Origin of the sequence: Subtercola endophyticus, assembly GCF_021044565.1 — a bacterium.
GTDB classification, from domain to species: domain Bacteria; phylum Actinomycetota; class Actinomycetes; order Actinomycetales; family Microbacteriaceae; genus Subtercola; species Subtercola endophyticus.
In genome coordinates, this window is record NZ_CP087997.1 from 1,916,396 (window position 1) to 1,942,646 (window position 26,251).

Here is a 26,251-nt window from a genome sequence, read left to right on the forward strand (position 1 = left end):
CATTGGTCTGCTTAGTGGTCGGCGCCCGTTCGGTCACCGTGGCCGTGCAGGTCGTGCGTCTGAGCGAACTCGGCCGACTTCTTCGGGTGGCGGTTGGCGACGTCACGGTAGCTCCACATGACGAGGCCGAACGACATGAAGATGACGAAGGCGATCAGTCCGAAGAAAAATCCCGGAAAAGGCAGCTGGTTGACAACCTCGTCGGCCAGCACAATCGCACTCGTCGTCACAGACATTCGTTCTCCTGATGTGGTTTCGTCGACCCTGCGGGCCGTGCTTCAACTCTAGCGGCTCTACAGACTGTAGTGAATCAGTGGCGCCGAGCATCCGGAGCCGCGCACCGACAGCGGTCTGCAGTCAGCCGCGGATCTGGCCCGAGCCGCGCACGAGCCACTTGGTGCTGGTCAGTTCTGGCAGCCCCATCGGGCCGCGAGCGTGCAGCTTCTGCGTGGAGATGCCGACCTCAGCACCGAAGCCGAACTCGCCACCGTCGGTGAACCGGGTCGATGCGTTCACCATGACCGCCGCCGAGTCGACCTCGTTCAAGAACCGCTCGGCGTTGCCGAGGTCGTTCGTGACGATCGACTCGGTGTGGTGGGTCGAATACGTGCGAATGTGCTGCATCGCCTCCTCGATGTCGGCGACGACCTTTACGGCGAGGTCGAGGCTCATGTACTCGGTCTGCCAGTCTTCTTCGGTCGCCGGCAGCGCATCGGCGAACAGGGCGCGCGTCTCGTCGTCGGCGTGGATGATCACTCCCGCGCCGCGCAGCTTCGCGAGCACTGCGGGCAGCAGCCGTTCGGCCGCGTCGCGGTGCACCAGCAGCGTCTCGAGGGCGTTGCAGACGCTCGGGCGCTGCACCTTGGCGTTGTGCACGATGTCGACGGCCCACTGCTCGTTGGCGCTCTCGTCGAGAAAGACATGCACGACGCCGGCCCCGGTCTCGATGACGGGAACCTTCGACTCAGCGACGACCGTGTTGATGAGGTTGGCGCTGCCGCGCGGAATGAGAACGTCGACCAGCCCGCGAGCCTGCATCAGGTCGTGCGCGCCCTCGCGGCCGAACTCGTCGATGGTCTGAACAGAGTCGGCGGGCAGCCCGACGGAGGCCAGGGCCTGCTGAATCAGCGACACCAGAACCGCGTTCGTATTCTCGGCGGCCGAACCGCCGCGCAAGACAACCGCGTTGCCGCTCTTGAGGGCCAGCGCTGCGATGTCGACGGTGACATTGGGGCGGGCTTCGTAGATGACGCCGACCACACCGAACGGCACTCGCACCTGGTCTATGCGCACTCCGTTCGGCAGTACGCGGCCCCGCACGCTCTCACCGACGGGGTCGACGAGACCGATGATCTCGCGCACGGCCTCGGCGAGCGAGGCCAGGCGCGCTTCGCTGAGGGCGAGGCGGTCTTGCAGGGCGGTCGACAGGCCGTTCTCGCGGCCGTTGGCGAGGTCGAGTTCGTTCGCCGGCAGAATGCGGTCTGCGCCGCCTGCCACGGCGGCAGCGATGGCCTCGAGAGCGGCGTTCTTCTGGTCGGCATTGGCCGTAGCCAGGGTGAGCGACGCGGCCCGGGCGGCGAGAAGCTTGTCGTTCAGCGAGCGACCGGTCTGAACGGGGGCGTCGAGAATCGTTTGCGACATACCAAAAGTGTAGACGCGGCCGGTGACGCCGCGCCCGCTGCCCCCGCGAAAACAGCGGAGATTTCGACGGGGTGAGGCCGTATACGGCTTACCGTGTCGAAAACTCCTACGAAATCGACGAAGAGACGGGCGGTACGACGGGGTGCCGGGCTGCCGGGGCGTCCCCGGGCCGGGTGCTGGCGGGCTCGAAGAAGGTGCCGATGGGATGCCCGGCGAGCGCCTCACGCACGAGCGTCGCACTCGTGACGAGCACCGCTGTGCCCGCGTCGGCCGCGAGACGGGCGGCGGACACCTTCGTGGCCGCTCCCCCGGTTCCCACGCCGGCGGCGCCGATGTCGCCGAACGTCACATCGGCCAGCTGATCGCCGACTGGCACGTCGACGATCTTCACGGCACCGGGCTCCTGCGGCGGTCGCGTGTACAGCGCGTCGACGTCGGAGAGCAGCACGAGCAGGTCGGCCTTGACCAGAATCGACACCAGGGCCGCGAGCCGGTCGTTGTCGCCGAATCGGATCTCCTGCGTCGCGACGGTGTCGTTCTCATTCACGATCGGCAGGATGCGGAGGCCGAGCAGACGCTCCATGGCGCGCTGGGCGTTGCTGCGGTGGCTCGGGTTCTCGAGGTCGCCCGCAGTGAGCAGCACCTGCCCCGCGACAATCTTGTAGCGGTCGAGGCTGTCTTGGTAGCGGTAGATCAGCACGTTCTGGCCGACGGCAGCCGCGGCTTGTTGTGTGGCCAGGTCGGTGGGGCGGGCATCCAGGTGCAGGTACGGCATGCCGGTCGCGATGGCGCCCGACGACACCAGGATGACCTCGCAGCCGCGGCCGTGCGCCTCGGCGAGCGCCGTGACGAGCGGGCCGATCTGGCCGGCGTTGTCTCCGCTGATCGACGACGAGCCGACCTTGACGACGATGCGCTTAGCGGTGCCGATGTGGTCACGGCTGAGGGTTTGGCGTGCGGTCACGCCTTCTCTCCATCGACCTCGGCGGCATCAAGCTCGGCGGCATCAAGCTCAGCGGCATCAAGCTCGGCGGCGTCGCGCGACACGGCGCCGTCGGCGTCGAAGTCGGGCACCGTGAGTCCGTCGGCCTCGTCCATCCAGAGCCCCGCCTCTTTCTCGCGCACGAGTTCGGCGCGCGCGGCGGCTTTGGCATCCATCATCTCGACGTAGCGCTGACGACGCGTCTGGTTCGTGCGACGGTCGCTCTGATCGAGTCGCGGGTCGGTGCCGCGCGGCGCGGTGACGAGTTCGGCGGTGGAGGTGAGTGTCGGCTCCCAGTCGAAGATGATTCCGCTGCCCGGGCCGATGACCACGGTGGATCCCGCGACGGCGCCCGAGCGGAACAGCTCGTCTTCGACACCGAGCTTCGCGAGCCGGTCGGCCAAGAACCCGATGGCCTCTTCGTTCGTGAAGTCGGTCTGGGCGACCCAGCGCTCGGGCTTGGCGCCGAGAATACGGTACACGTTGCCGAACGAGCCACCTTCGACCCTGATGTGAAAGTCGCTCTCGTCGACGGCCTTGGGCCGAATGACGATGCGCGGCGCGGCCGCTTCTACGGCGGCCTCGGCGCGCGCTTTCTCGACGACCTCTGCGAGAGCGTACGAGAGCTGGTTGAGACCCTCGTGACTCACTGTCGAGATCTCGAACACGCGGTAGCCGCGGGCCTCGAGGTCGGGCCGCACGAAGTCGGCGAGCTCGCGCCCTTCGGGCACGTCGATCTTGTTCAGCGCGATCAGTTGCGGGCGATCGAGCAGCGGCACCTGGCCTTCGGGTACGGGATACGCGGCCAGTTCGCCCAGAATGACGTCGAGGTCGGTCAACGGGTCACGGCCGGGCTCGAGCGTAGCGCAGTCGAGCACGTGCAAGAGTGCGCTACAGCGCTCGACGTGGCGCAGAAACTCGAGGCCGAGGCCCTTGCCTTCGCTCGCACCCTCGATGAGGCCGGGCACGTCGGCCACGGTGTACCGGGTCTCACCGGCCTGCACGACACCGAGGTTCGGGTGCAGCGTGGTGAAGGGGTAGTCGGCAATCTTCGGCTTAGCCGCCGAGATGGCGGCGACTAGGCTCGACTTTCCCGCTGACGGGTAACCCACCAGCGCGACATCCGCCACCGTCTTGAGTTCGAGAAAGACATCGCCTTCGAAGCCGGGAGTGCCGAGCAGCGCGAACCCGGGAGCCTTGCGCTTGCTGGAGGCGAGGGCCGCGTTGCCCAGGCCGCCCTGGCCGCCTGCGGCGACCACAACGCGGATGCCCGGCTCGACCATGTCGGCCAGAACCTCACCGTCGGCGTCTTTGATGACCGTGCCGACGGGAACGTTCAGCACCAGCTCGTCGCTCGAGAACCCGTTGCGAAAGTCGCCCATGCCCGGTCCGCCGTTTTCGCTCGTGCGGTGCGGGCGGCGGTGAAAGTCGAGGATGGTCGTGGTGTGCGGGTCGGCCAGAAGCACGATGTCGCCACCGTTGCCGCCATTGCCGCCGTCGGGGCCGGCGAGGGGCTTGAACTTCTCGCGCTTGATCGACACGCAGCCGTTGCCGCCGTTGCCGGCGTTCACGTGGAGGGTCACTTGGTCAACAAACGTTGCCATTTGCTCTCCTAACGAAGGTTTTTCAAAACAAAACAGGGGCGAGCCGAAGCCCGCCCCTGCCAAAACAAGAGATACCTGACTAGGCAGATACCGCGACGGCTTCAGCCGCAACCGGAACGACGATGTTGATGACCTTGCGGCCACCCTTGTTGCCGAACTCGACCGAGCCCGCTGCGAGAGCGAACAGCGTGTCGTCGCCACCACGGCCGACGTTCACGCCGGGGTGGAAGTGGGTGCCGCGCTGGCGCACGATGATCTCGCCAGCAGAGACGACCTGGCCGCCGAAGCGCTTCACGCCGAGGCGCTGCGCGTTGGAGTCACGACCGTTGCGAGTGGAACTCGCGCCCTTTTTGTGTGCCATGAGTTTCTACCTCGCCTTACTTGATTGTGGTGACCTTGACACGAGTGAGCTCCTGGCGGTGGCCTTGGCGCTTCTTGTATCCGGTCTTGTTCTTGAACTTCTGAATGACGATCTTCGGGCCGCGGAGGTCTTCGAGAACCTCGGCGGTGACCGTGACGTCGGCAAGCGTCTTCGAGTCAGACGTGATCTTGTCACCGTCGACCAGCAACACCGCTGCCAGCTGGATGTTGCCGTCTTTGTCGGCCTTCTGGCGGTCGAGAGTCACGATGGTGCCGACCTCTACCTTTTCTTGCCGACCACCGGCGCGCACAACTGCGTAAACCACTTCACGTACCTATTCTCTGGGGGAAACAAACTTCGGGCAGCAAACACCGGGGGCGAATGCCTGAAAACTCTGGAAAGAATTCCGCTCTGAATGCGCGGGCAAAGCCATGCGCGCACCAACGGTCTACTTTAGCTGATGCAGCATGCCGGGTCAAACGCGCATCGGCGCAATCTGGTGCGACACGCCGTTGTGCGATCCTACATTCGTAAACTGAGTGGATGACCGTGCTGATCGATGTACCACGCTGGCCTGCGCATGACACCCTGTGGTCGCACCTGATCAGCGACAGCTCCCTTGAAGAGTTGCATACGTTCGCGGCAGGAATGGGCATCCCGCGGCGCGGTTTCGACCTCGACCACTACGACGTTCCGCTGGCTCGGTACGACGAGCTGGTGGCGGCGGGTGCCCGCCCCGCCAGCATGCGCGAGATCGTGCTGGCGCTGCGCACCAGCGGCCTGCGCGTGGCCGCCCGCGACCGAGCCGGCCACAACCGCCGCGCCTGACCCGCGCCCTCGCCCGCGCCGGCGGCCTCGTGCGAGGGCGACCTTTTCGGACGAGATGAGCCGCCTGGGCGGTCGCTCTCGACCGCAAGAGTCGCTTTCGTCGTGGACGCGGGTGCGGGTGAAGGTGGGCACCGGGGCGGCGGAGGTTGCGAATGGATGAGCGGGGTGGCGTCACAGGAGAGGGGCGCCACCCCGGTGTCAGTCGCCGCGGTCAGGCGGCGCGGGTCAGTCGGCGCGGGTCAGTCGGCGGGGGGCGGAGTGACTGGGGCGCTGAGGGCCGCCGTTGAGACGCGACGACTGCGCGAGCGACCCTGACCGGGCTGCTTGGGCTCGGGCAGGTGCTCGAGCACCGAGTCGAGCAGCTTGGCGGCGTCTTCGCGCTTCTGGCGCGGTGCCGTCACCGGCGCGACGGGCAGGTCGAGAATCGGCAGTTCGTGCGCCTCCACTTCAGCCTTCGCATCGACGCCCGCCTTTTCGGCGCCTTCCGCAGACGCAGCCGCGGGTGCAGGTGCAGACGCCCCGTGAGGCTCCGGCTCGCTCACGGCGTCGCGGTGGGTCTCGGGTACACGCGGGGCGAGCTCGGGGGTCTCAGCCGGGACCTCGAGCGAATGCTGCGCAGTGCTGCTCTCGAGCGCACCACTCTCGGCGGCGGCATTGGCGGCTGCACGCTGACCGCGCGAGCGGCGCGAGCCTCGACGTGAACGCCCTGAACCCGATGACGACTCCTGCTGACCCGTGCTCTCGCCCGTGCCTGCCTGATCGTTCTCAGCAGTGTGGCCCCGCCCCGAGCCGCCGTCGGCGACCTCGGGGGTGGCTTCGATCGTGGGGTCGACCGTCACGCTGTCGCCGCCGGCCGACGCCGATCCCGAACCCGAACCCGCCTCGATCGACGAATCGGCCGCGGGCTGCCCGGCTGATGCCGAAGCGACGGCGGGCGCCTTCTGGCCGTTCGCGGCAGCAATGGTGCTCGCCGCGATCTGGGCGAGGGCGTTCTGAGCGGCCGGAGTGATGCTGTGAGTCACACCGTTGCTGTGCGACGCACCGTTCGACCCATTCGAGCCGTTCGACGGGCCGCCGTTGCCGTTGCCACTACCGCCGCCGTTGGATGCCCCGCCCTTGCCGCGCGAACGGCGCTGTTCGGGCTGCGGCGTCTGCTGCTGGGTGCGGTGCTTCGAGACGGGGTCGTGATGGATGACCACCCCGCGCCCGGCGCACACCTCACACGGCTCGCTGAACGACTCGAGCAGGCCGAGGCCCAGCTTCTTGCGTGTCATCTGCACGAGACCGAGCGAGGTGACCTCGGCGACCTGGTGCTTGGTGCGGTCACGGCTGAGGCATTCGACGAGCCGGCGCAGCACGAGGTCGCGGTTGCTCTCGAGCACCATGTCGATGAAGTCGACCACGATGATGCCGCCGATGTCGCGCAGGCGCATCTGGCGAACGACCTCGTCGGCCGCCTCGAGGTTGTTCTTCGTGACGGTCTCTTCGAGGTTGCCGCCGGAGCCGACGAACTTGCCCGTGTTCACGTCGACCACGGTCATGGCCTCGGTGCGGTCGATGACGAGGGATCCACCAGAAGGCAGCCAGACCTTGCGGTCGAGCGCCTTCTCGATCTGCTCGCTGATGCGGAACTCGTCGAAGATGTCTTTCTGACCCTCGAAGACCTCGATGCGGTCGACGAGGTCGGGGGCCACCTGTGCCAGGTATGCCTCGATGGTCTGCCGGGCATCCGTGCCGCTGATGACCAGCCGGTGAAAGTCTTCGTTGAAGACGTCGCGAATGATCTTGATGAGCAAGTCGGGCTCGCCGTGCAGCAGGGCGGGCGCTGACAGCGCCTTCACGTTGTCGCTGATTGCCGCCCACTGGCTGATGAGCCGGTTGACGTCGAGCGTGAGCTGTTCTTCAGTGGCGCCTTCGGCGGCGGTGCGCACGATGACGCCGACCTTCTCGGGCAGCACCTCTTTGAGAATGCGCTTGAGGCGGCTTCGCTCGGTGTCGGGGAGCTTGCGCGAGATGCCGTTCATGTTGCCGTTGGGCACGTACACGAGGTAGCGGCCAGGCAGCGAGACCTGGCTGGTGAGGCGTGCACCCTTGTGCCCGACCGGGTCTTTCGTGACCTGCACGAGCACGGTGTCGCCGGGCTTCAGGGCGAGCTCGATGCGGCGGGGCTGGTTGCCGGTGTCGGCTGCATCCCAGTCGACCTCGCCGGAGTAGAGCACGGCATTGCGGCCGCGGCCGATGTCGACGAATGCGGCTTCCATGCTCGGCAGCACGTTCTGCACACGACCGAGGTAGACGTTGCCGATGAGCGAGGCCTCCGCGGCCTTGGCCACGTAGTGCTCGACCAGCACGCCGTCTTCGAGCACGCCGATCTGGATGCGGTCGTGGCTCGAGCGCACGATCATGGCACGATCGACCGACTCGCGGCGGGCCAGGAACTCGGCCTCGGTGATGACGGGGCGCCGGCGCCCGGCGTCACGCCCGTCGCGGCGACGCTGCTTCTTCGCCTCGAGGCGGGTCGAGCCCTTGACACGCTGCGGCTCGGTGATGAGTTCGGGGGCCTGCGCCTGCCGAGGTGCGCGCACCTTGACCACCGTGTTCGGCGGCAGGTCGTCGGGCAGGCGGCTCTCGTCGCCGCTGCGGCGGCGGGTGCGGCGACGGATGGTCGTGTCGCGGTTGCCCGCATCGTCATCACGATCGTCGCTGTCGTAGTCGTCGTCACGATCGTTCGCGCCGCGCGGGCGGGGCGGCAGCGGCTGAATGTCGGGCGCCTGGAACAGCAACGACGTGGTGGTGCGGGCGACAGGCGGCTGCGGGGCCGCCGGCGGCTGGCCGAGTTCGGGCTCGAGCCACGGCTCGCGCGGGTCGGAGCTCGAGGGCTCGAAAGCGCTGCGGGTCACGGTCGTCTGAGGAGCCGTGTCCGACTCGGGTGCCGTGGCCGTCTCAGGCGCCTCGGCAGCCGCTGTGGCCTCGGCTTCTGTCACCTCGGCCTCGGTCGTTTCGGTCGAGACATTGTCGTCGGGCGGGTTGGAATCATGAAAATCTGACACGGGGGCCTTCACATCTACTGAGGCCGAACCGGCACCGGTCGTGCGCGTGCCCGCGAGCGAGGCAGCCGTATCGGCCGCGCCCTCTCGCGTGGCTGCGCCCGGCTGCCGTTCGGCTGATGGAGCGAGCGGGGCAGCGGATGTCGCTGCCGAGGTGGAGCCAGAGGCGCCGACACGGGCATCCGGCGCGCTTGCAGCAGACGCCACAGGCGTCGCAGGAGCAACGCTCTCTGCCGCCTTACGCGCCGCTTTGCGCCCGCCGAACAACCTCGACCGTCGTTTGACCGGTGGCTCTTGCTCGCTATTGATACTGTCTTCCACCATTACTGGTGCACTCCTCGCCCTGGTGAAAGGCCGCGCCAGCCACCTGGGTACTCTCTCGTGCGAACCGCCGCTTTCGCGAAGCCCGCAAATCCTTCACGTGGACGGCCGGCCTAAGCTCTTACGCGGCTCTGGCTCTGGCTCGTCTTCGTGCATTCATACTCGAGCCCCACGGTGCGCCTCGGCGACCCCGCTCAAGCTCGAAAAGCTTTTTCTGCTGCCGGCCTGGGCGCGGCCCAGTCGACATGGCTCTATTATCGCACGCATTCCCCCAGAGGGGGTGGAGTGACTCCGAGGCGAGCTATGCGAGAATGCCACAGTGATGCGAGAGACTCCTGCCGAGATCGACGGTGACGAGACCGAAACCGACGAGTTCGAGGCTGAGCGCGTGGATCCTTCGAGGCGCCGACCACTCGGCCTCGCCGTGTTTCTCGTCGTCGCGGGCCTCGTGGGATTCGCGGCGTCGTTCGCCCTCACTCTCGAGAAGATCGAGACGCTCATCAACCCGTCGTACGTGCCCTCGTGCAATATCTCGGTGCTGGTCAGCTGCGGGCCGAACATGGCGAGCTGGCAGGGGTCGCTCTTCGGTTTTCCGAACCCGATCATCGGCGTCGCTTCGTTCGCCATCGTCGTCTGCGTCGGTGTCTCGATACTCGCCGGCGCGCGCTTCGCGCGGTGGTACTGGATGCTCTTCAACCTCGGCATCGTTCTGGCCCTGGTTTTCGTGATCTGGCTGATCAGCCAGAGCATCTTCGTGCTCGGCACGCTGTGCCCGTACTGCATGGTGGTCTGGGTCGTCGTGATCGCCCTGTTCTGGTACGTCACGGTGTTCAACCTCAAAGAGGGAAACATTCCGGTTCCGGCCGGCGTGCGCAACGTCGCCGCTCTCTTCTACCCGTTGCTCTGGCTGCTCGTGCTCGTGTCGTACCTCGTCGTGTTCGTGATCGCGCAATTGCGCCTCGACGTCATTCAGTCGCTCATCAACAGCTGAGCATCCGGTGCCCCGCGCACGCTGACTCCGTTTTGCGCAGAAGCACCCAATTGGGCGAATTCAGGTGCTTCTGCGCAAATCCGCGAGCGTGTCAGAAGAGTTAGGTGAGCGGGAACCAGAGGGCGAGCTCGCGGGCGGCGGACTCGGGCGAGTCGCTGCCGTGCACGAGGTTCTGCTGCACTTTGAGGCCCCAGTCGCGGCCGAGGTCGCCGCGGATGGTGCCGGGGGCCGCCGTGGTGGGGTCGGTGGCACCGGCGAGCGAGCGGAAGCCCGCGATGACGCTGTTGCCGGCAACGCGTGCGGCAACGACGGGGCCCGACTCCATGAACTCGACGAGGGGCTCGTAGAACGGCTTGCCCTCGTGCTCGGCGTAGTGCGCGGCCAGCAGCGCGCGCTCGGGCTCGAACAGCTTGAGGTCGACGAGCTGGTAGCCCTTGGCCTCGATGCGGCCGAGAATCTCGCCGATCAGGTTGCGGGCAACACCGTCGGGCTTGATGAGTACGAGGGTTTCTTCGACAGAGTCGGTCACGATGAGCTGCTTTCTATGGTTCGAGGGTGTCGTCTTCTGCCGCACGGGCAGCGGCAAGGGCCTTGTTGTCTCGGTCGATTCGGGATCCGCGGATCATGCAGAACGCCCACATTCCGCCGAACAGAACGGCGACGATGAGCATCTGCGGCACGAGCAGAGCCGTGGCGAGAAGCGCCACCTGCAGAACCCAGCCAATCACAAATCCGGCCCGGTAGCGAAGCAGCGGAATGGTCGCCAGCAGCAGAATGGTCGCCACCGCTCCCCCGCCGAGCGCGACGAGCGGCGGCAGCTTGTGCAGCCCGAACGCGACGAGCGCAGCGAGCCCCACGATGATGACCTGAAAGCCGAGCACGATAGAGCCCAGGCTCTCTTGCACCGAACGCTGGCGGCGCACACGCATGCGCGGCGTGCGCGGCGTGCGCGGGCCACGGCGGCCACCGGATGCCCGGCCTCCCTGGTCAGGCGCGCCAGAGTCTGGCGCGCCTGACCCGCCGGCGGGCTCGGTCACGGCTTCCACTCTTCCTCCGTTGCGAGGGTGATCATCTCGCCGACGAGCATGATCGAACCGGTCACCAGCACCGCTCCCCGCTCCGACTCCGCCGCCGAATCGCGGGCGAGACGCGCGGCTTCACGCGGGTCGAGTTCGACGATCACGCGATCGGCCCCCGCCACGCCGACCACGACACTCGCCAGCTCGTCCGCGTTCGTCGCGCGCTCTGACGACGACTGCGTCACGATGAACTCGCTGACGACCGGGTCGAGGGCACGAAGGATGCCCTCCGCGTCTTTATCGTCGAGAATGCTCACCACGGCCACGACCTTGTCGAACGAGAAGTACTCCTTGAGCGCCGCCGCGAGGGCGAGGGCTCCGCCGGGGTTGTGCGCCGCATCCACCAGCACCGTGGGCTCGGTACCGATCAGCTGCAACCGGCCCGGCGAGGTGACGGTGGCGAACGCCTCCGTCAGCACGTCGTCGACGAGCGCATTCGCTCCCCCGCCGAGGAACGACTCGACCGCCGCAACGGCAACCGCCGCGTTCTGCGCCTGATGGTCGCCGTACAGCGGCAAGAACAGGTCGCGATACGTGCCCGCGATGCCCTTGATCGACACCACCTGGCCACCGACGGCGACACTCGTCGAGAGCACCTGGAACTCCGCGTCTTCGACGATGAACGATGACTCGGTGAGTTCGGCCGCACGTTTCAGCTCCGCCAGCACCTCGGGCACCTGACGCGCCGACACCACCTGCGCGGCCGGCTTGATGATGCCCGACTTCGTGCGGGCGATCTCGGCCACCGTGTTGCCGAGCCGGCGCGTGTGATCGAGCGAGATCGGCGTGAACACGGCAACCTGTCCGTCGGCGACGTTCGTCGAGTCCCACTCGCCGCCCATGCCCACCTCGATCACGCCGACGTCGATGGGCGCGTCGGCGAAAGACGCGTAGGCCAGCACGGTGAGGGCCTCGAAGAACGTGATGCGGGGTTCTCCGGTAGCGGTGAGCTGAGCATCCACGATCTCGATGAACGGCTTCACATCGGCCCAGTTGGCGGCGAGCGACTCGTTGCTGATGGGCTTGCCGTCGATCATGATGCGCTCGTTCAGGCGCTCGAGGTGCGGGCTGGTGAACAGGCCCGTGCGCAACCCGTACGCACGCAAGATGCTCTCGACGATGCGGCTGGTGCTGGTTTTGCCGTTGGTTCCGGTGAGATGGATGATCGGGTACGCCCGATGCGGATCTCCCAGCAGCTCCACCACCTGCCGCGTGGCCGCCAACCGAGGCTGCGGCGACGCCTCGCCGAGGCGTGAGATCAGCTCCGCGTAGACCTCGTCGCCCGCCTCGACGAACTCGTCGGGGAGGTCGAGCTCGGCGTCGCGACCGTCGGTGCCGTCGCCGCCTTCGCCGGCGGGGCCGCCGACGACGAGCTGGCCGTCGTATGCCTCGGCGAGTTCGAACTCGTCATGTTCGTCGTCATCGTCGTCGTCACTGAAGATGTCGTCATCATCGTCGCCGTAGGCCGCGTCGTCGCCTGCGCCGCCGATCTCGCTGCGGTCGCGCGTGCTGGTGTCGCGGTGCACACCGTCGCCGGGGTCGTCGCCGTAGCCCGGGCCGGTGCCGATGGGCTCGTCGTAGAGCGTGGCGAACTCGTCGTCGGGGTTACGCGGAGGGCGACCGCCGTCGAGCTCACGCTCGTCGCCGCTGTCGTCGCCGGCGCCCTTGCGGCCCTTGGGCACGAGGCCGCCGTTGCCGGAATCAGACATTGGTCACTCCTTCTGGGCGGCTGACGGCCACGATGAACAGATCGGTGTTGGCGTAGCGGCCCTTCTCCACGCGAGCGTAGTGCTCGGGCGGGGTCGCCACCATGTTTCCGATCCATTCCGAGACCAGCACGTCGCGATATTTCTCGAGGTTTCTGAAGTCTTTCGGCGAGACGACCGTGAAGCGGGTCGCGAGAGTCTCGGCCGCGATATCGACGACCTCCGGCCCCGAGCCGGATTCGCCCGTGCCAGCGGCCATGTCGCCGTCTGCGGCCGCGCCACCAGCAGCCACCGCGGCCACGGCCGCAGGGCTCACGCTGCGCACGGCATCCGCGTCGTCGTCGGAGAAGAACACGAGGTCGAGCGTGATGCGATCGCTCACATCGAAGCCGGCCGACTTGCGCGTCTCCTGCACGGCACGGATGACATCGCGGGCGAGCCCCTCGGCCTCGAGTTCGGGCGACGTCGTGGTGTCGAGCAGCGCGAATCCACCGCCCGGCAGCAGCCCGAGGGCCTGCTCGTCGCCGTCGCCACTCGTCTCGAGCACGAGGTCGTACTCAGCGGGCTCGAGCTCGATGCCGCCGGCCGTCACGACCCCGTCTGCCTCGAACCACTCACCGGCGCGCGCGGCCTTGATGACCTGCTGCACGCTCTTGCCAAGACGCGGCCCGGCTGCGCGGGCGTTCACGGTGAGCTTCGACGTGATGCCGAAGTCGACCGCACTCGTCGGGCCCTGCTCGACGAGTGTCACAGCTTTCACGTTCAGCTCTTCACGCAGAATGTATTCGAACCGGGCCAGCGCCTCGACGTTCTCGGTCACGATGGTCAGGTTCGACAGCGGCAGCCGCACGCGCTTGCCCGCCTGCTTGCGCAGCGAAAGCGCGGTGGAGCTGATGGCGCGGATCTGGTCCATCGTGTGCACCAGCCCAGGGTCTGCCGGAAAAGCGTTCTCGTTCGGCCAGTCCTCGAGGTGCACACTGCGGCCTCCGGTGAGGCCCTTCCAGATGTACTCCCCGACCAGCGGGATGAGCGGGGCGGCCACCCGGGTCACGGTTTCGAGCACGGTGTACAGGGTGTCGAAGGCGGCGGTGGCCTGCTCGTCGCCCACTCCTGCCCAGAAACGGTCGCGCGAGCGGCGCACGTACCAATTGGTGAGCACATCACCGAAGTCGCGCAACTTCGCGGCCGCCAGAGTCGAGTCCAGGGCATCCAGATCGCTTTGAACATCGCGGATGAGCTCGCGCGTCTTGGCGAGCAGGTACCGGTCGAGCACGTCGCCCGAGTCGGTGCGCCATTGCGCCTCGTACCCCTCGGGATGCTCGTCGCTGGTCGCGGCGTTCGCGTAGAGGGTGAAGAAGTAATAGGTGTTCCAGAGCGGCAGGATGAACTGCCGAACCGCCTCGCGAATGCCCTCCTCGGTGACGATGAGGTTGCCGCCGCGCAGCACAGGAGAGGCCATGAGGAACCAGCGCATGGCGTCGGATCCGTCGCGGTCGAGCACCTCGTTCACGTCGGGGTAATTGCGCAGGCTCTTCGACATCTTCTGGCCGTCGCTGCCGAGCACGATGCCGTGACTGATCACGTTGCGAAAGGCCGGTCGGTCGAACAGCGCGGTCGAGAGCACGTGCAGCAGGTAGAACCAGCCGCGGGTCTGCCCGATGTACTCCACGATGAAGTCGGCCGGGTTGTGCGCCTCGAACCACTCGCGGTTCTCGAACGGGTAGTGCACCGAGGCGAACGGCATCGACCCGGAATCGAACCACACGTCGAGCACGTCTTCGATGCGCCGCATGGTCGACTGGCCGGTGGGGTCGTCGGGGTTCGGGCGCGTCAGCTCGTCGATGTAGGGCCGGTGCAGGTCGGTGGGGCGCACGCCGAAGTCTTGCTCCAGCTGGTCGAGCGAGCCGTAGACGTCGATGCGCGGGTACTCGGGGTTGTCGCTCTTCCACACCGGGATGGGCGAGCCCCAGTAGCGGTTGCGCGAGATCGACCAGTCACGGGCGTTGCCGATCCACTTGCCGAACTGGCCCTCTTTGACGTTCTCCGGCACCCAGTCGATCTCTTGGTTCAGCTCCTCCATGCGGTCGCGAAACTCGGTGACCCGCACGAACCAGCTGCCGACCGCCTTGTAGATGAGCGGATTGCGGCAGCGCCAGCAGTGCGGGTACGAGTGCTCGTAGCTCGCCTGGCGCAGCAGCCGGCCGTTGGCCTTGAGCAGCTGGGTGAGCGGCTTGTTCGCCTCGAACACCTGCAGGCCCGCGACCTCGGTCACGTTCGGCAAGAAGCGGGCGCCGTCGTCGACCGAGATGATGACCGGGATGCCGGCCTCGGCGCAGACCTTCTGGTCTTCTTCGCCGTAGGCGGGAGCCTGGTGCACGATTCCGGTGCCCTCGGTGGTCGACACGTAGTCGGCGACGAGAATCTGCCAGGCGTTCTGCGTGCCGTATTCTTCGGTGTCGGCGTAGTAGTCCCAGAGCCGGTCGTACGTGACGCCCTCGAGCTCGTGACCCTTCAGGGTGCGCGAGACGGCCGCCCGGGCATCCTCTGCCGAGGCGTAGCCGAGCTCTTTGGCGTAGCCGCCCACGAGTTCTTCGGCGAGGAGGTAGTCGGCGCTGAGCACCTCGGTTGCCGTGGCTGCAGGATGCTCGGCGGCGCTCTCTCTCTGAACCTCGGCATCGGCGGTGCCGTTCGGCCCCGACGGAACGACCGCGTACGTGATGTTCGGCCCGACGGCGAGCGCGAGATTCGTCGGCAGGGTCCAGGGCGTCGTCGTCCACGCGAGCGCCCGCACGGCAGTGAGGCCGAGGGCCTCGGCCTTCGTGCCGGTGAGCGGGAACGTCACCGTCACGGTCTGGTCTTGACGCATCTTGTAGACGTCGTCGTCCATGCGCAGCTCGTGGTTGCTCAAGGGGGTCTCGTCGTGCCAGCAGTAGGGCAGCACGCGAAAGCCCTCGTAGGCGAGGCCCTTGTCGTAGAGCTGCTTGAACGCCCAGATGACGCTCTCCATGAAGGTGACGTCGAGCGTCTTGTAGTCGTTCTCGAAGTCCACCCAGCGGGCCTGGCGGGTGACGTACTCCTCCCACTCCTTGGAGTACTGCATGACGGAGGCGCGAGCGGCCGCGTTGAACGTACCGATGCCCATCTCTTCGATCTCGCTCTTCTCGGTGATGCCGAGCTGGCGCATTGCCTCGAGTTCGGCGGGCAGTCCGTGCGTGTCCCAGCCGAAACGGCGATCGACACGCTTGCCGCGCATGGTCTGGTAGCGCGGAAAGAGGTCTTTGGCGTACCCGGTCAGCAGGTGCCCGTAGTGCGGCAGGCCGTTGGCGAACGGCGGGCCGTCGTAGAAGACCCACTCGTCGTTGTGCTCACGGTTGGCGATGGATGCCCGAAAGGTGTCGTCGTTCTTCCAGAACTCGAGAATCTGCTCTTCGAGTTCAGGGAACCGCGGCGAGGGCACGATGCCGAAGGCGGCGCCGGTGAACGTGCTGCCTGTGCCGGTTGAACCGTCGTGCTGCTGCTTGGGGTAACTCATCTACGCTCCTGGAGGGCTGAAATGCCATTTCCACGAGGACGCCCACTCGGACGCGGTACCACCCCGCTTGCCGACTTCGTCTCTCGACGGCGCCGGCCGCTTGTTCGTTGGCTGTGACGGGCCAGACCCGGCCGGTTCTACTGAGCCCCGCCTCGCGGCGGAACCGTTCTTCCGGCGACTCCCCGGTGATGGCCGGCTCATAGTCGTTGACGACAATCGTACACTGGGCGAATGGTCGATTCACCGGTGAAGCCGTCGCGGGGCCGGCCCCGGGCATCCTCTCGCGAACTGCTCGAAGACGCGGCCTTCGAGCTCTTTCTCGAGAACACCTACGCGAAGACGACGGTCGACCAGATAACTCAGCGCGCGGGCGTGGGCCGGTCGACGTTCTTCAACTACTTCGTGGGCAAGAGCGACGTGTTCTGGGGTGACGTCGACAGTGCCGCTCAGAGCCTCAGCGACGCGCTCGCCGCGCAGGCTCCGGATGCCCCGCCGCTGCCCGCAATGGGCGCCGCCCTGGCATCCGTCGCCGGCGGGTTCGGCCCGTCGAGGGTGCCGTGGATTCTGACGCAGTACCCGCACATCGGCGCCGCCGGAGAGGTGCAGGCCTCAGCACTCGCTCGCTTCGCGCAGTGGGCGGGCATCCTGGCGACCTTTGCGGGTGTACGCCTCGGTCTCGACCCCGCGTCGATGGTGCCGCGCTCGATCGCCTACGCGCTCACCGGCGCTGTCGTCGCCGCCGCGCAGGAGTGGGCGGCGGCAGGCACTGCTCGCGGCTCGCTCGAGCCCTACGTCGCTTCCGCGGTGGCGCCGATCGTCGCCGGCTACGGCGAGGGCGTTCGTCGGAGCTGACTCGACATGTCCGCAATACGTCGACATATCGCGTCAGCTCCGACGAAACTCCCGCGACAGGATGTCAGCTCGAGATCTGGTGGTTGTAGAAGCGCTGCAGGAAGGCAGCCATCGCCTGCCGCGTGACGGGGTCGAGCGGAGCATAAGTGCCGTCGGCGTTGCCCGTCGAGATGCCGTCGGCCTTCATCCACTCGATCTGACGGTAGAAGACGCTGTTCGCCGGAACGTCGGTGAACGACGGATTCGCGGGATTCGGCAGCGTCTCTTTGCTGTAGCGCGCGAGGAACGCCGCCATGTCTTGCCGTGTCACCGGGTCGTTCGGGTGGAAGGTGCCGTCGGCGTTGCCGGTCGAGATGCCGGCACTCTTCATCCACTCGATAGCGCTGTAGAACGGATTCGCCGTGGTGACGTCGCTGAACGACGGCGTGGCCGGTGGGGTGAAGGGCTGGCCGTTGTACCGGAAGAGAAACGCTGCCATCGCCTGCCGGGTGACCGGGTCGTTGGGCAGGTAGGTCTTCGTGCCGTCGGGCTGCACGTTTCCGGTGGTGAGACCGAGCCTGGCCATCCACTGGATGTTCGGGTAGAACGTGGCGTTCGTCGGCACGTCGGTGAAGAACTGGTCGGGGGCCGCCGTGGTGCTGCCGAACCAATCGGTGTAGAGAATCCAGAAGTTCAAGTTGCCGTAGCTCGAGCAGTCATCGCCCGTGCCGGCCAAGGCTGCGGCATTCGGCTGGTAGGGCGTGTAGAAGTACAACGCTGCCGTAGCCGAATTCTGAATGGTGACCGGAGCCGCGCCGCAGGTGGAGTCGGGGCTGTAGTCGACGTTCACCGTCGTGCCCGGCAGGTACGAGGTGAAGTAGTACGTGCGACCGGGCGGGTTCAGGTAACGCTTGAACTGCCAGGCGGCCCAATAGACCTGGTTGTAGAACCCGTTGTACGTCGCGTCGCAACCCGAGGTGTCGGGGCAGCCGTACCCGGTGGCATTCGTATAGTCGTCGGCCGCGGGAGCGTGTCCGTCGACGAGGCCGGACTCCTTCTGAATGAGCGCCAGCAGCACCTTCTGGCTGATTCCGCAGAGCTGGCCGACCTGCGCGATGATCGCGGCAGCCGTCTCGTTCGGCTTGCCCGTGTATTGACCGCACATCTGGTCTGCCGCACGGGTCGTGGTGGTCTGCTTGTAGTTCTTCAGACAGAAACTGCCTGCCGTGCATCCGGTGCCCTCGCCGTTCAGGAACGTCTGAACGGCTGACGCGGTCATGGCGCTGCCGCTGTAGAACAGGGCGTCATTGATGATGTGACCCGCAGAGAACCCGGTGGTCACGACGTTCGTTCGTAACTTGGCAGTAGCGGATGCCCCACCTCCCGGCACCGCTTCAGAGACCACATCGGGGTGCTTCGCGGCCAGCTCAGCCTGAACCGCCAACTGGGCCTGCTGCTGCGCCTGAATGCTCGCCACCGACGAATCCGGGCCGGATGCACTCGACCCGTCAGGCAGCCCATCGCTCGCGGTCGCCGTCAGTGCGCCGGTGCCGAGCACAAGGCCCGCCGCCAGCATGATGCCGACCAGTGCCGACCCTCTACGTCTCTTCATCTGCCAACTCCCCCTCTTCGGTGACTACCGTCGCTCTCAACCCGCCCTGCTCAGACGGTGAAGTATTTCATATCGACCTCGGTGCTCATGAATGAAACCGCCGTAGCCACGTTCGACACCGCATGGATGAGCGACGTACACGAGGCCATCACCTCGGCATCGCGCCAGACCTCCCACGCCAGTCGAGCCGACCACGACGAGGTGTCGGCGGCCATCTGGTGCTGCAATTGGTGACCGTCGTCGTGTTGCTCTTCTTCGCTGAGCGAGTCGAAGGTCTCGTCTGCCTCGATCGTCGTTCGGGTCACGTCGCGAAAGTTGATGATGTGGTCGCCGAACTCCTCGGCGAAAAGCGAGACGACGCGCTCTTGGTCGGTGGCGAGAAAAACGCCCCACTCGTCGCTGCTCTCGTTGATGCCGTTGGCGACCAGTTCTTGTCGAACCCGGTTCACATAGGCGTAGCGATCGGCCATCTGTTTGCCCGGCTGCTCGATGGCGTGGCTGGGGTGCTTCACATGCACGCCGACCGTGTACCGGCCTTCGATCTGGTCGGCGATCACGCCGTCGAGTTCCGCCCGGTAGCGCGGGAGCAGATGAACGTGCCGGTCGAGCACGGTCTTGTACTGACGACGGACGCGCTGAAAGTCGGGAGACAGGTACAGGTCGTGGGCGTTGACATAGGTGAGCATCGGCTCACGGTCTTCGTTCCACTCGGTGGTCGGCGGCACCGAGCCCGAGTACAGGAATGCTTCGTCGTTCATCTCTTCGGCGGTCAGGTCGTAGAGCGGTTCGAAGAGCTTCAACCACATATTGCCGTCGTCGGGCTTGCTGTAGCAGTAGCTGACGACCTTCTCGTCGGGGTGCGCGCGCAAGAAGCGCCCGGCATCCCAATCCGGCACCACCATCGTCACGTCGTCTTCGAGGTTGTGCCACACGAGTTGACTCAAGAAGACGTTGAAGATCGAGAAGAAGCCCGCATCCCGAAGCGGCACGACCACCTTCTTACCGCCGAGCCGCACGCCGTGTCGCCCACCGTGTGCACGAGCGAGCACGCCCGCTTCAGCCGGCAAGGCTGCGAACGGTGAATGCGGCCGTTCCGGCTTCACCGAGAGCGTATCGGGGTTGAGTAGCTCGTTGTAGACGGCGTTCAACCGCGTGTATGAGAAATCTGCCGCTCGGTCTCGGCGGGCGCGAACCGTAGCCGCGGCCTCGGGCGACTGCGCGAAGGCCCGGGCCTCGATCAGGGCGGCGCTGATGTCGTCGGCACGCAGAATGGCCTGATGGCCCATCACCCGGTTCTCGATTTCGGGGTACTGGGCGGGCCGGCGGCCGATCGGGTTCACGAACGTGACGCCGGGCAGCCCACGGAGCTCTTCGTGCGGGGGGATGCGGCTGAGCACCAGCGGTTTACCGAGGGCGAGCGCTTCACGCGGACCGATCGAATACCCTTCACCGGCCGAGACGTTCACATAGACATCGAACGACTCGATCAAACCGTTCTTGTCGGCGTCACTCAGGTCGCCGGTGCTCAACCGGATGTTCTGCACGGGCGCATCGGCCGCGAGCGCCGAAACGCGAGCGAGGGTGTCGCCCATCTCGAGATTGGAATGGATCACCAGTTCGACGCTCGAGTCCGTCGCGAACGCCTGCAAGAAGCCCTCGACAAGCAGGTCGAGACCTTTTCGCGTGTGATATGCCGAGACCGTACCGAATCGTGTCTTCTGCGGCAGCGCCGAACGAGCTCGGCGGGCCAGAAGCGGCTCGAGCTCCAGGCCGATCGGCAGTGTGCCGACCGGAATACGAACGCCCGACGAGCGGGCCACCTCTTCGAGGTAACCGCTCGAGAACAATGCCAGATCGAATCGCTCATTCAGAATGGTGACCCACTCTGCCGGCAGCTGGTCGGAGTCGTACGCCATGTGGGCGATACGAAAGCCGTCGGAGGGCAGGGCGGCGTAATTGGAATCGGAGTGCCCGTTCCACAGCACGTCGGTGAAGAAGTAGACCGACGCACCCTCAGGGCGAGCAACGGGAACGGTACGCCCCGTCGGCAGCGTGATCGTCGACCCCTCGTGCAGCCAGGTCTCGCGCGGCGACCAGAATGCTACATCGAACGAGCGTGAGAAAAGTTCGCACGCTGCGGCACTGACGGTGCCGATGCCCGTGTGAAAGTCTGAACGCCCAATGACGATGACCGAGGGTCGAACCGCCGCGTCGTCGGCCTCGACGGGGGCAGCTACTGCGCTCATCGCCTGCGCAGCTTTCGCACGTACGGGTCTGGATGACGAATGATTCGCATGGGCAAGGAGATACGCCACGACGTACTGTTGACCAGGTCGTCGATCTTCGCCTGCAAGTTACGAATGATTTCGCGGCTGTCTTCAAGCTGCACGCTCAGGCTGTCGACCGCTCTGACTTGGGCCTCCGACCCTTGCCCGGCTCTCCACACGGCCTCGTGCGCCTGGCGGCCCACGAAGGCGGCGTAGCGCTCACGCTCGAAGAGCTGTTGCTCGAGCGCCTCGATCTCGGCGAGCAAGGCCTGCTCGCGTCGCTGCAACGCGAGAGCGCCGTCGGCGGCGATCTGCTGCCCGGCCGCATTGTTCGGCGCGGCAGTCGCGGCGCGATACGAGGCGGCGAGCGCCTGCTCGTCGGCGTTCTGCTGGCGCAGCAATTCGCTCTGCTCGAGCTGCAATCGTTGCACGCTTCGTTCCGCCTCCGCGAGAGCATCGGCGACGGATGCCCGGGCCTCCGCCAAGCGCAGAACCTCTGCCGAGGCATCCCGAGCCGTGGAGTCGAGCGCGAGCATATAGCGCCTCAGCCGCTCGATACGTGCCGCGAGCGTCGGATCGGTCAGCTCGAGCTGCGCACCCACAGCCTCGGTGTCGCTTCCCACGGACACTGCACCGGATTCGGTGAGGGCGTTGGTCGTGTCGACCGTGAGGGCGGTCTCGCCCTCGGCCCCGAGGGCGGCCACGATCGTGTTCCACCAGGCACTCGCCACGACCCTGTCGGCCTGTGCTCGGTCAGCGAGATGGGCACGAATCTCGTCGCGACGACGCCAGGTCTCGGCCACGATGGCCTGCGCGTCGGGAGTCGCAAGAGCCACGGAGGGAAGAGCCCACGAAGCCGCGCCTGCTGCGCGGAGCGCGCCCTCGATTTTGCGATCCGTATACGAATCGACCGTCACGGCGAGAGCGGGAACGCCGGCCGAAAGCGCGAAGATCACCGGGTGATAACGCCCGGAGACCGACAGCGCCGCCCGCCGCGTCAGTGCCGCGATCTGCTTGGCCGTCAGCGCAGGAGCGAAGAGCACCTCGGCTCCGGCCAGGCGTGAAGCCAGGTTTTTGTGCGTCGTCTCGTCGCCGGCAACAGCATCGTACGGCTCGGGGGAACCTGCGACGGCAGACTCGTGCGCCACGAAAACCAAGGGCAGCCCGCTCTCATCGGAGACAGACTGCAGCAGCCGCGCGACATCGTCGAGATAGTCGCCCATCGGCTCGAGGCCGGCGAAGGGCGGAAAGCTGACGACGATGTAACCCCGGGCTTCGAGCGCGGCGAGCCGGGAATCCGTCGGCGCCTCGTCGGCGAGAAAGGCGGCGTCGTCGGGCACACGATGCAGCCGCTCGGGCGACACCCCCAGCGCGAGCGCGTCGTCGAAGGAGCTCTGCTCCCGCACCCCCACGACAACGGCAGAGCCGAGGATGCCCGTCAGCAGTTCGCGGTCGCGCGCACCCAGCAGCGGTCCGATCGACTGCCCGCTGACCACGAGCGGCTTGCCGAACACCGCGGCGAGTTCAGCAAGAGCGGCGCGTTCATAGATGTGCTCCACAAAGACGGTGGTGAGATTGCCACCACCCGAGATGATCACGGCGTCAGAATCGGCGACGGCCTCGATCACCGACCAGGCAGGGTCGAGAGCGTCGAGGGCTTCGGCGTGTCCGGCTGCCGCGCGAAGCACGGAGGCGAGACGCGTTTCGCGTTCTGCCCGCGTCGGCGTCATCGCGTCGCTGAACCCGATTCGGCCGATTGCACGGGCGTCATACCGATCGCTGGAGTCGGCGGGGTTCGCCGAGACGATGGTGGCGTCGACGTCGACACGCGCACGCAGCTCGTCGAGAAGGCATTCCAGCATCGCCTCGTCACCCGCGTGGTAGGTCGTCACGGCGCCCACGTCGCCGATAATCACGAGTCGCATCATGCTCCTTGTTCACTTTCTGCGGAGGCCTCGGGCTGCATTGCACCCGTAGCCGTGAGCAGAAGACCGAGCCGTGCGGCGGTTGCTTCTGCCGAAAAATCGTGGAGGGCCGACGCGGCGGCTCTGCTCTGCCGATCGCGGGCCGACGAGGCTCTCAGCAGCGCAGACAGTGCCCGCACGGAGTGGGCGAAGTCGGCGCGCCCGTCGGCGTCGAGGGGAACGAGGCTCGCGGTCGAAGAATCGGTCGCCCAGAGTTGCGCCGAGCCGCCACTGGCTACGACGGGAGTAGCGGCTGCCATCGCGTCGGCGACGACGAGACCGAGCGGCTGTTCACTGTGCAGAGAGATCACGATGTCGGCGGCGCGGGCAAGCACGCCCTTTTCAGCGGGAGTGACCTGCGACGACACGAGAATCACGTCTCGCCGGTCGGTGCCCACGGCGAAGGCCAGTCGCTCGCGATCTGCCACAGGCAACTGCGCAGTGAGAACGACCAGTCGGGAGGGCCACGCCACGGCATCGTTCGCGGCACGAAAGACCTCGAGAGTGAGCAGCAGGTCGTCAACTGTCGACCGGCCGGGACGGCCTGCATCGCAGAGCACGATGAGGTCGCCTTCGGCGCGGTCGAGCATCCATTCGCTCGTCGACACGGCCCCGGCCGAGCGAGTCGATTCGAGGGGGAACGATACCTGACGAACGGTCTGCACTGCGGTGCCGGCGCGCGTCTCGGCTGCCAGGCGCTCGGCAGCCGCGCGGCTGGTCACCCAGAGTTCGCCGAATGCGGCACGGGAGGCCGGCGAATCACTGACCGCCGGCGCGTCCCCGAGAACGACCGCGATCGACCGCCCGTGCCCGTGGTCGAGGGCGAGGGAGATCTCGCTGTTCACGGCCTGATCGGCCGCCAGCAGCACGATCATGTTGTCGCGATCGATCTGCTCGACCAGCCGGATGCCCGGGGCCTGCGCCGCCCGATCAGGCGCAGTATGCAATCCGATCACCGAGAACGGCCCGGGGGTGAGCAGCACGCTGTTGGCCAGGCGAACGGCGATCTCATGCTCATCGGTACCCGGAACGGTCGCCACGACGACTGCCCAGCCGAGCGAGCTGCGCTGCGGGGCACGACTGCCGTCGTCGATCTGCTCGACCGGGGCGAGCCGCGACTCGACAGCAGCTTTCGCTTGCTGAGCGGAGGGGTCGTGAGCGAACCAGTCTTTGTACGCTTGACCAGTGGAAACCAGCACGTCGCTGAACGCCGACCGCAGATCGGATCGACCGCTCCAGACGGCGAATTCGATCGCTGTCAGCGTGGCGAGGCGATCGCCGAACGCGGGCCGGAGCAGCCACGACGCAAACGCGTCGGGGTGCTCGAAGGCGTCGGGCGGAGGTGTCAGCGGTTCGATGTCGCCGCGCTCGACCGAGCGCACGAGCCGGCGGATCGATGATGTCAGCCGCACCCCGTTCGGCAGGGTGTCGAAGCGGTACGCCACGTCGCGTTGCTCGAGATACCCCGCGGCGATCAGGGCGTCGCCGTACTCGTCGCAGAGCGTGCGCAGCAATGGATGCTCGCTCAGAAGTACGCGCGGATTCTCTTGCGTATGCTTCGACAACAGCCACGGCAGGCGCGGGTCGTACCCGCTGAAGTGCAGAAAACGCAGCGGGAATCCGCCGGCCGTCAGCGCGCCGGCAACTCCGCCGAGGGGCCTCTCGTGCAGGTTCCAATGCGCAACGTTGAGCCCGCGGTCGCGTGAGATCGTGCAGGCGAACAGCGACGGCACCCAATCGATGAAGCGCTGGTCGGTGAAGAGCGCGTTCGCCGGATCGGAGATCGCGTCGAAGCGCAGCCGATCGTTCCACCAGGCGAGAAACCGGAAGGCGGAGGCCCCCACTGCGATGAAGCCGAGGTTGTAGATTCCGGCGGTCATGACCATCTGTTCGGAGACGATCTTTCCGTCGCGCGGAAACGGGGTGAGCACATGGGGGGTCAACACGATTCCGCCGGCCTCGGCGTCGTGCAGAACATCCGCCACCGAGGCGAACAGCTGAATGTCGGGGTCGAAGTAGGCGACCGCCTTGTGCCCCCGGCGAATGAGGTGCATCAGAAGGGCCGGCTTGAGCGAGGTGGAGAACTCCATGACGTCGTAGATCGTCATCATCGAGTGTAGTGTGCGGGAATCGAGCCCGAGATCGGCAGGTAAGACGACCTCGCCGATTCCCAGCAGTGACCGATCTGCTTCGTCGCCGTCGACGACCAGGGTGTAGAGCGGTACGCCCGGGTTGAGACTCGCGAAGCTGGCGCTGAGTACGCGCGCCTGTGCGAGATAGTTGCGTGCGATGATCGTGCACGCGCCGAACGATGTCATGCGGTCAACGACGCGCGGTCGTGTAGTGGTGGTCGTACCACTCGTAGGTTTCGCCGATGGCGTCGCCGAACGAGGTCGTCTGGCTCCAGCCGAGGCCGGTCAGTTTCGAGATGTCGTAGGAGCGGTTGCGCTGACCGTTCGGCTTGGAGGCATCCCACTCCACCTCGCCCTGGTAGCCCGAGGCGTCTTTCAGAACGTCGACGGTCTCACGAATCGACACCTCACGGCCCGAGGCGAGGTTGTAGACGCCGCTTCCGCTTTCGAGCAGCACGCGCAGCCCCTCGGCGGCGTCTTTGCTGTACAAGAAATCGCGACGGGCCGTGCCGTCACCCCACACCACCATCTGCTCTCCGTTGCGCACCGAACGGTGAAAGCGCGACACGAGCGACGGAAGCACGTGCCCCGACACCTCGTCGAAGCGATCGTTCGGCCCGAACAGGTTCGTTGACAAAGCGAAGGCGAAGTCGGTGTCGTACTGCTCTTTATACGCGTCGAGCTGAGCCAGCATGCCGCGCTTCGCGTGCGCGTAACCCGCCTCAGACGAGTGCGGCGGGCCGGCCCAGATGTCGGCCTCAGACATCGGCAGGCTCAGTCCGTCGGAGTACATCGCGACCGAGCCCATGGCCACGATCTTCGTGGCACCCGAGACCCGAGCGGCCTCGATGACGTTCGAGTTGATGCGGATGTTGTCGTAGTAGATCGCGCCCGGGCTTTTCAGGTTTCCCATCAGGCCGTGCACACGAGCCGCCAGATGCACGACGAACTCCGGAGCGACGGTCTGGAACAGCGCCATCGTCGCCGATTCGTCACGAAGATCGGCCTGGTCTGACGACGCCGCGTAGACCGAGTAACCATGCTCTGCGAGATTGTTTACAACCGCCGAGCCGATGACGCCGGTCGCCCCCGTGACCAGCACGTCTTTCTGTTTCACTTCTCTGCTTTCGAATTCGTGCGAACCCCACCAATTCGCAAAGACTTACACACCCTAATTCTTAGCGTTCGATAAGCAAAACCGACTCACTTACAGAGCATTGAATCGGCCGAGAAAGGCCGCGCCGGTTACGGGGAGGGCTTAGGTCGGAGCTGACGCGATATGTCCGCAATACGTCGACATAATGCGTCAGCTCCGACGAAAGTGCCGCGAGTTCTCAGCGGCGGCACGGCGAG

19 protein-coding genes are annotated in these 26,251 nt (G+C 66.3%); 3 read left to right on the forward strand and 16 right to left on the reverse strand.

The window, feature by feature from the left end; translation table 11 throughout:
* Nucleotides 1-11: 11 nt before the first annotated feature.
* From LQ955_RS08975 to rplU, 6 genes are all read right to left on the reverse strand, one after another.
* Nucleotides 12-236, reverse strand: coding sequence for a hypothetical protein (locus LQ955_RS08975; RefSeq protein WP_231027819.1), 225 nt, complete (start codon nucleotides 234-236; stop codon nucleotides 12-14).
* Nucleotides 237-357: 121 nt separating this feature from the next.
* Nucleotides 358-1,641: a glutamate-5-semialdehyde dehydrogenase gene (locus LQ955_RS08980; RefSeq protein WP_231027820.1), complete on the reverse strand. Its 1,284-nt coding sequence runs from the start codon at nucleotides 1,639-1,641 to the stop codon at nucleotides 358-360.
* Between the two features lie 106 nt (nucleotides 1,642-1,747).
* The gene (proB, locus tag LQ955_RS08985; protein ID WP_231027821.1) at nucleotides 1,748-2,605 is read right to left on the reverse strand and encodes a glutamate 5-kinase; all 858 of its coding nucleotides are present in this window, start codon (nucleotides 2,603-2,605) and stop codon (nucleotides 1,748-1,750) included.
* Complete coding sequence (gene obgE / locus LQ955_RS08990) at nucleotides 2,602-4,227, reverse strand: GTPase ObgE (protein ID WP_231027822.1); 1,626 nt, start codon at nucleotides 4,225-4,227, stop codon at nucleotides 2,602-2,604. Before obgE ends, proB begins: the two co-directional genes overlap by 4 nt.
* Before the next feature lie 79 nt (nucleotides 4,228-4,306).
* Entirely contained in the window at nucleotides 4,307-4,588 is a 282-nt protein-coding gene (gene rpmA, locus LQ955_RS08995) for a 50S ribosomal protein L27 (protein WP_231027823.1), read from the reverse strand.
* A 16-nt stretch (nucleotides 4,589-4,604) separates the two neighbouring features.
* Entirely contained in the window at nucleotides 4,605-4,913 is a 309-nt protein-coding gene (rplU, locus tag LQ955_RS09000; protein WP_231027824.1) for a 50S ribosomal protein L21, read from the reverse strand.
* Nucleotides 4,914-5,131: 218 nt separating this feature from the next.
* On the opposite strand from rplU, the gene LQ955_RS09005 reads away from it, so the two are divergent.
* Nucleotides 5,132-5,416 carry a DUF4031 domain-containing protein gene (locus LQ955_RS09005; protein ID WP_231027825.1) on the forward strand — a complete coding sequence of 95 codons (285 nt, stop codon included), beginning with the start codon at nucleotides 5,132-5,134 and terminating at the stop codon, nucleotides 5,414-5,416.
* Nucleotides 5,417-5,655: 239 nt separating this feature from the next.
* Here the strand turns inward: LQ955_RS09005 and LQ955_RS09010 are convergent, their stop codons facing one another.
* Nucleotides 5,656-8,787 carry a ribonuclease E/G gene (locus LQ955_RS09010; protein WP_231027826.1) on the reverse strand — a complete coding sequence of 1,044 codons (3,132 nt, stop codon included), beginning with the start codon at nucleotides 8,785-8,787 and terminating at the stop codon, nucleotides 5,656-5,658.
* A 319-nt stretch (nucleotides 8,788-9,106) separates the two neighbouring features.
* Here LQ955_RS09010 and LQ955_RS09015 point away from each other — a divergent pair, with 319 nt between their 5' ends.
* On the forward strand, nucleotides 9,107-9,775 hold the full coding sequence (locus tag LQ955_RS09015; RefSeq protein ID WP_231028096.1) for a vitamin K epoxide reductase family protein: 669 nt from the start codon (nucleotides 9,107-9,109) through the stop codon (nucleotides 9,773-9,775).
* 100 nt (nucleotides 9,776-9,875) lie between these two features.
* Here the strand turns inward: LQ955_RS09015 and ndk are convergent, their stop codons facing one another.
* From ndk to ileS, 4 genes are all read right to left on the reverse strand, one after another.
* Nucleotides 9,876-10,304 (reverse strand): nucleoside-diphosphate kinase, encoded by a 429-nt coding sequence (ndk, locus tag LQ955_RS09020; protein WP_231027827.1) that lies wholly within the window; start codon nucleotides 10,302-10,304, stop codon nucleotides 9,876-9,878.
* A 13-nt stretch (nucleotides 10,305-10,317) separates the two neighbouring features.
* Nucleotides 10,318-10,812, reverse strand: a complete 495-nt coding sequence (locus tag LQ955_RS09025; protein ID WP_231027828.1) for a DUF4233 domain-containing protein — start codon at nucleotides 10,810-10,812, stop codon at nucleotides 10,318-10,320.
* The gene (locus LQ955_RS09030) at nucleotides 10,809-12,344 is read right to left on the reverse strand and encodes a bifunctional folylpolyglutamate synthase/dihydrofolate synthase (protein WP_231028097.1); all 1,536 of its coding nucleotides are present in this window, start codon (nucleotides 12,342-12,344) and stop codon (nucleotides 10,809-10,811) included. Before LQ955_RS09030 ends, LQ955_RS09025 begins: the two co-directional genes overlap by 4 nt.
* A 211-nt stretch (nucleotides 12,345-12,555) precedes the next feature.
* Complete coding sequence (ileS, locus tag LQ955_RS09035; RefSeq protein ID WP_304961637.1) at nucleotides 12,556-16,092, reverse strand: isoleucine--tRNA ligase; 3,537 nt, start codon at nucleotides 16,090-16,092, stop codon at nucleotides 12,556-12,558.
* 231 nt (nucleotides 16,093-16,323) lie between these two features.
* Between ileS and LQ955_RS09040 the strand changes: the two genes are divergently transcribed.
* A complete protein-coding gene (locus tag LQ955_RS09040) occupies nucleotides 16,324-16,944 on the forward strand; it encodes an acyl-CoA-like ligand-binding transcription factor (protein WP_231027829.1) in 621 nt (206 codons plus the stop codon).
* A gap of 64 nt (nucleotides 16,945-17,008) precedes the next feature.
* Here the strand turns inward: LQ955_RS09040 and LQ955_RS09045 are convergent, their stop codons facing one another.
* Genes LQ955_RS09045 through LQ955_RS09065 form a run of 5 tightly spaced genes read right to left on the reverse strand, consistent with a single transcriptional unit; the run spans nucleotide 17,009 to nucleotide 26,015 of the window.
* Nucleotides 17,009-18,535, reverse strand: a complete 1,527-nt coding sequence (locus tag LQ955_RS09045; protein WP_231027830.1) for an S-layer homology domain-containing protein — start codon at nucleotides 18,533-18,535, stop codon at nucleotides 17,009-17,011.
* A 50-nt stretch (nucleotides 18,536-18,585) separates the two neighbouring features.
* The gene (locus LQ955_RS09050; protein ID WP_231027831.1) at nucleotides 18,586-20,781 is read right to left on the reverse strand and encodes a glycosyltransferase; all 2,196 of its coding nucleotides are present in this window, start codon (nucleotides 20,779-20,781) and stop codon (nucleotides 18,586-18,588) included.
* On the reverse strand, nucleotides 20,778-22,730 hold the full coding sequence (locus tag LQ955_RS09055) for a polysaccharide pyruvyl transferase family protein (protein ID WP_231027832.1): 1,953 nt from the start codon (nucleotides 22,728-22,730) through the stop codon (nucleotides 20,778-20,780). The genes LQ955_RS09050 and LQ955_RS09055 overlap by 4 nt, the downstream gene beginning before the upstream one ends.
* Nucleotides 22,727-25,084 carry a glycosyltransferase gene (locus LQ955_RS09060; protein ID WP_231027833.1) on the reverse strand — a complete coding sequence of 786 codons (2,358 nt, stop codon included), beginning with the start codon at nucleotides 25,082-25,084 and terminating at the stop codon, nucleotides 22,727-22,729. Before LQ955_RS09060 ends, LQ955_RS09055 begins: the two co-directional genes overlap by 4 nt.
* Before the next feature lie 4 nt (nucleotides 25,085-25,088).
* On the reverse strand, nucleotides 25,089-26,015 hold the full coding sequence (locus LQ955_RS09065) for a GDP-L-fucose synthase family protein (protein ID WP_231027834.1): 927 nt from the start codon (nucleotides 26,013-26,015) through the stop codon (nucleotides 25,089-25,091).
* Nucleotides 26,016-26,251: the final 236 nt, after the last annotated feature.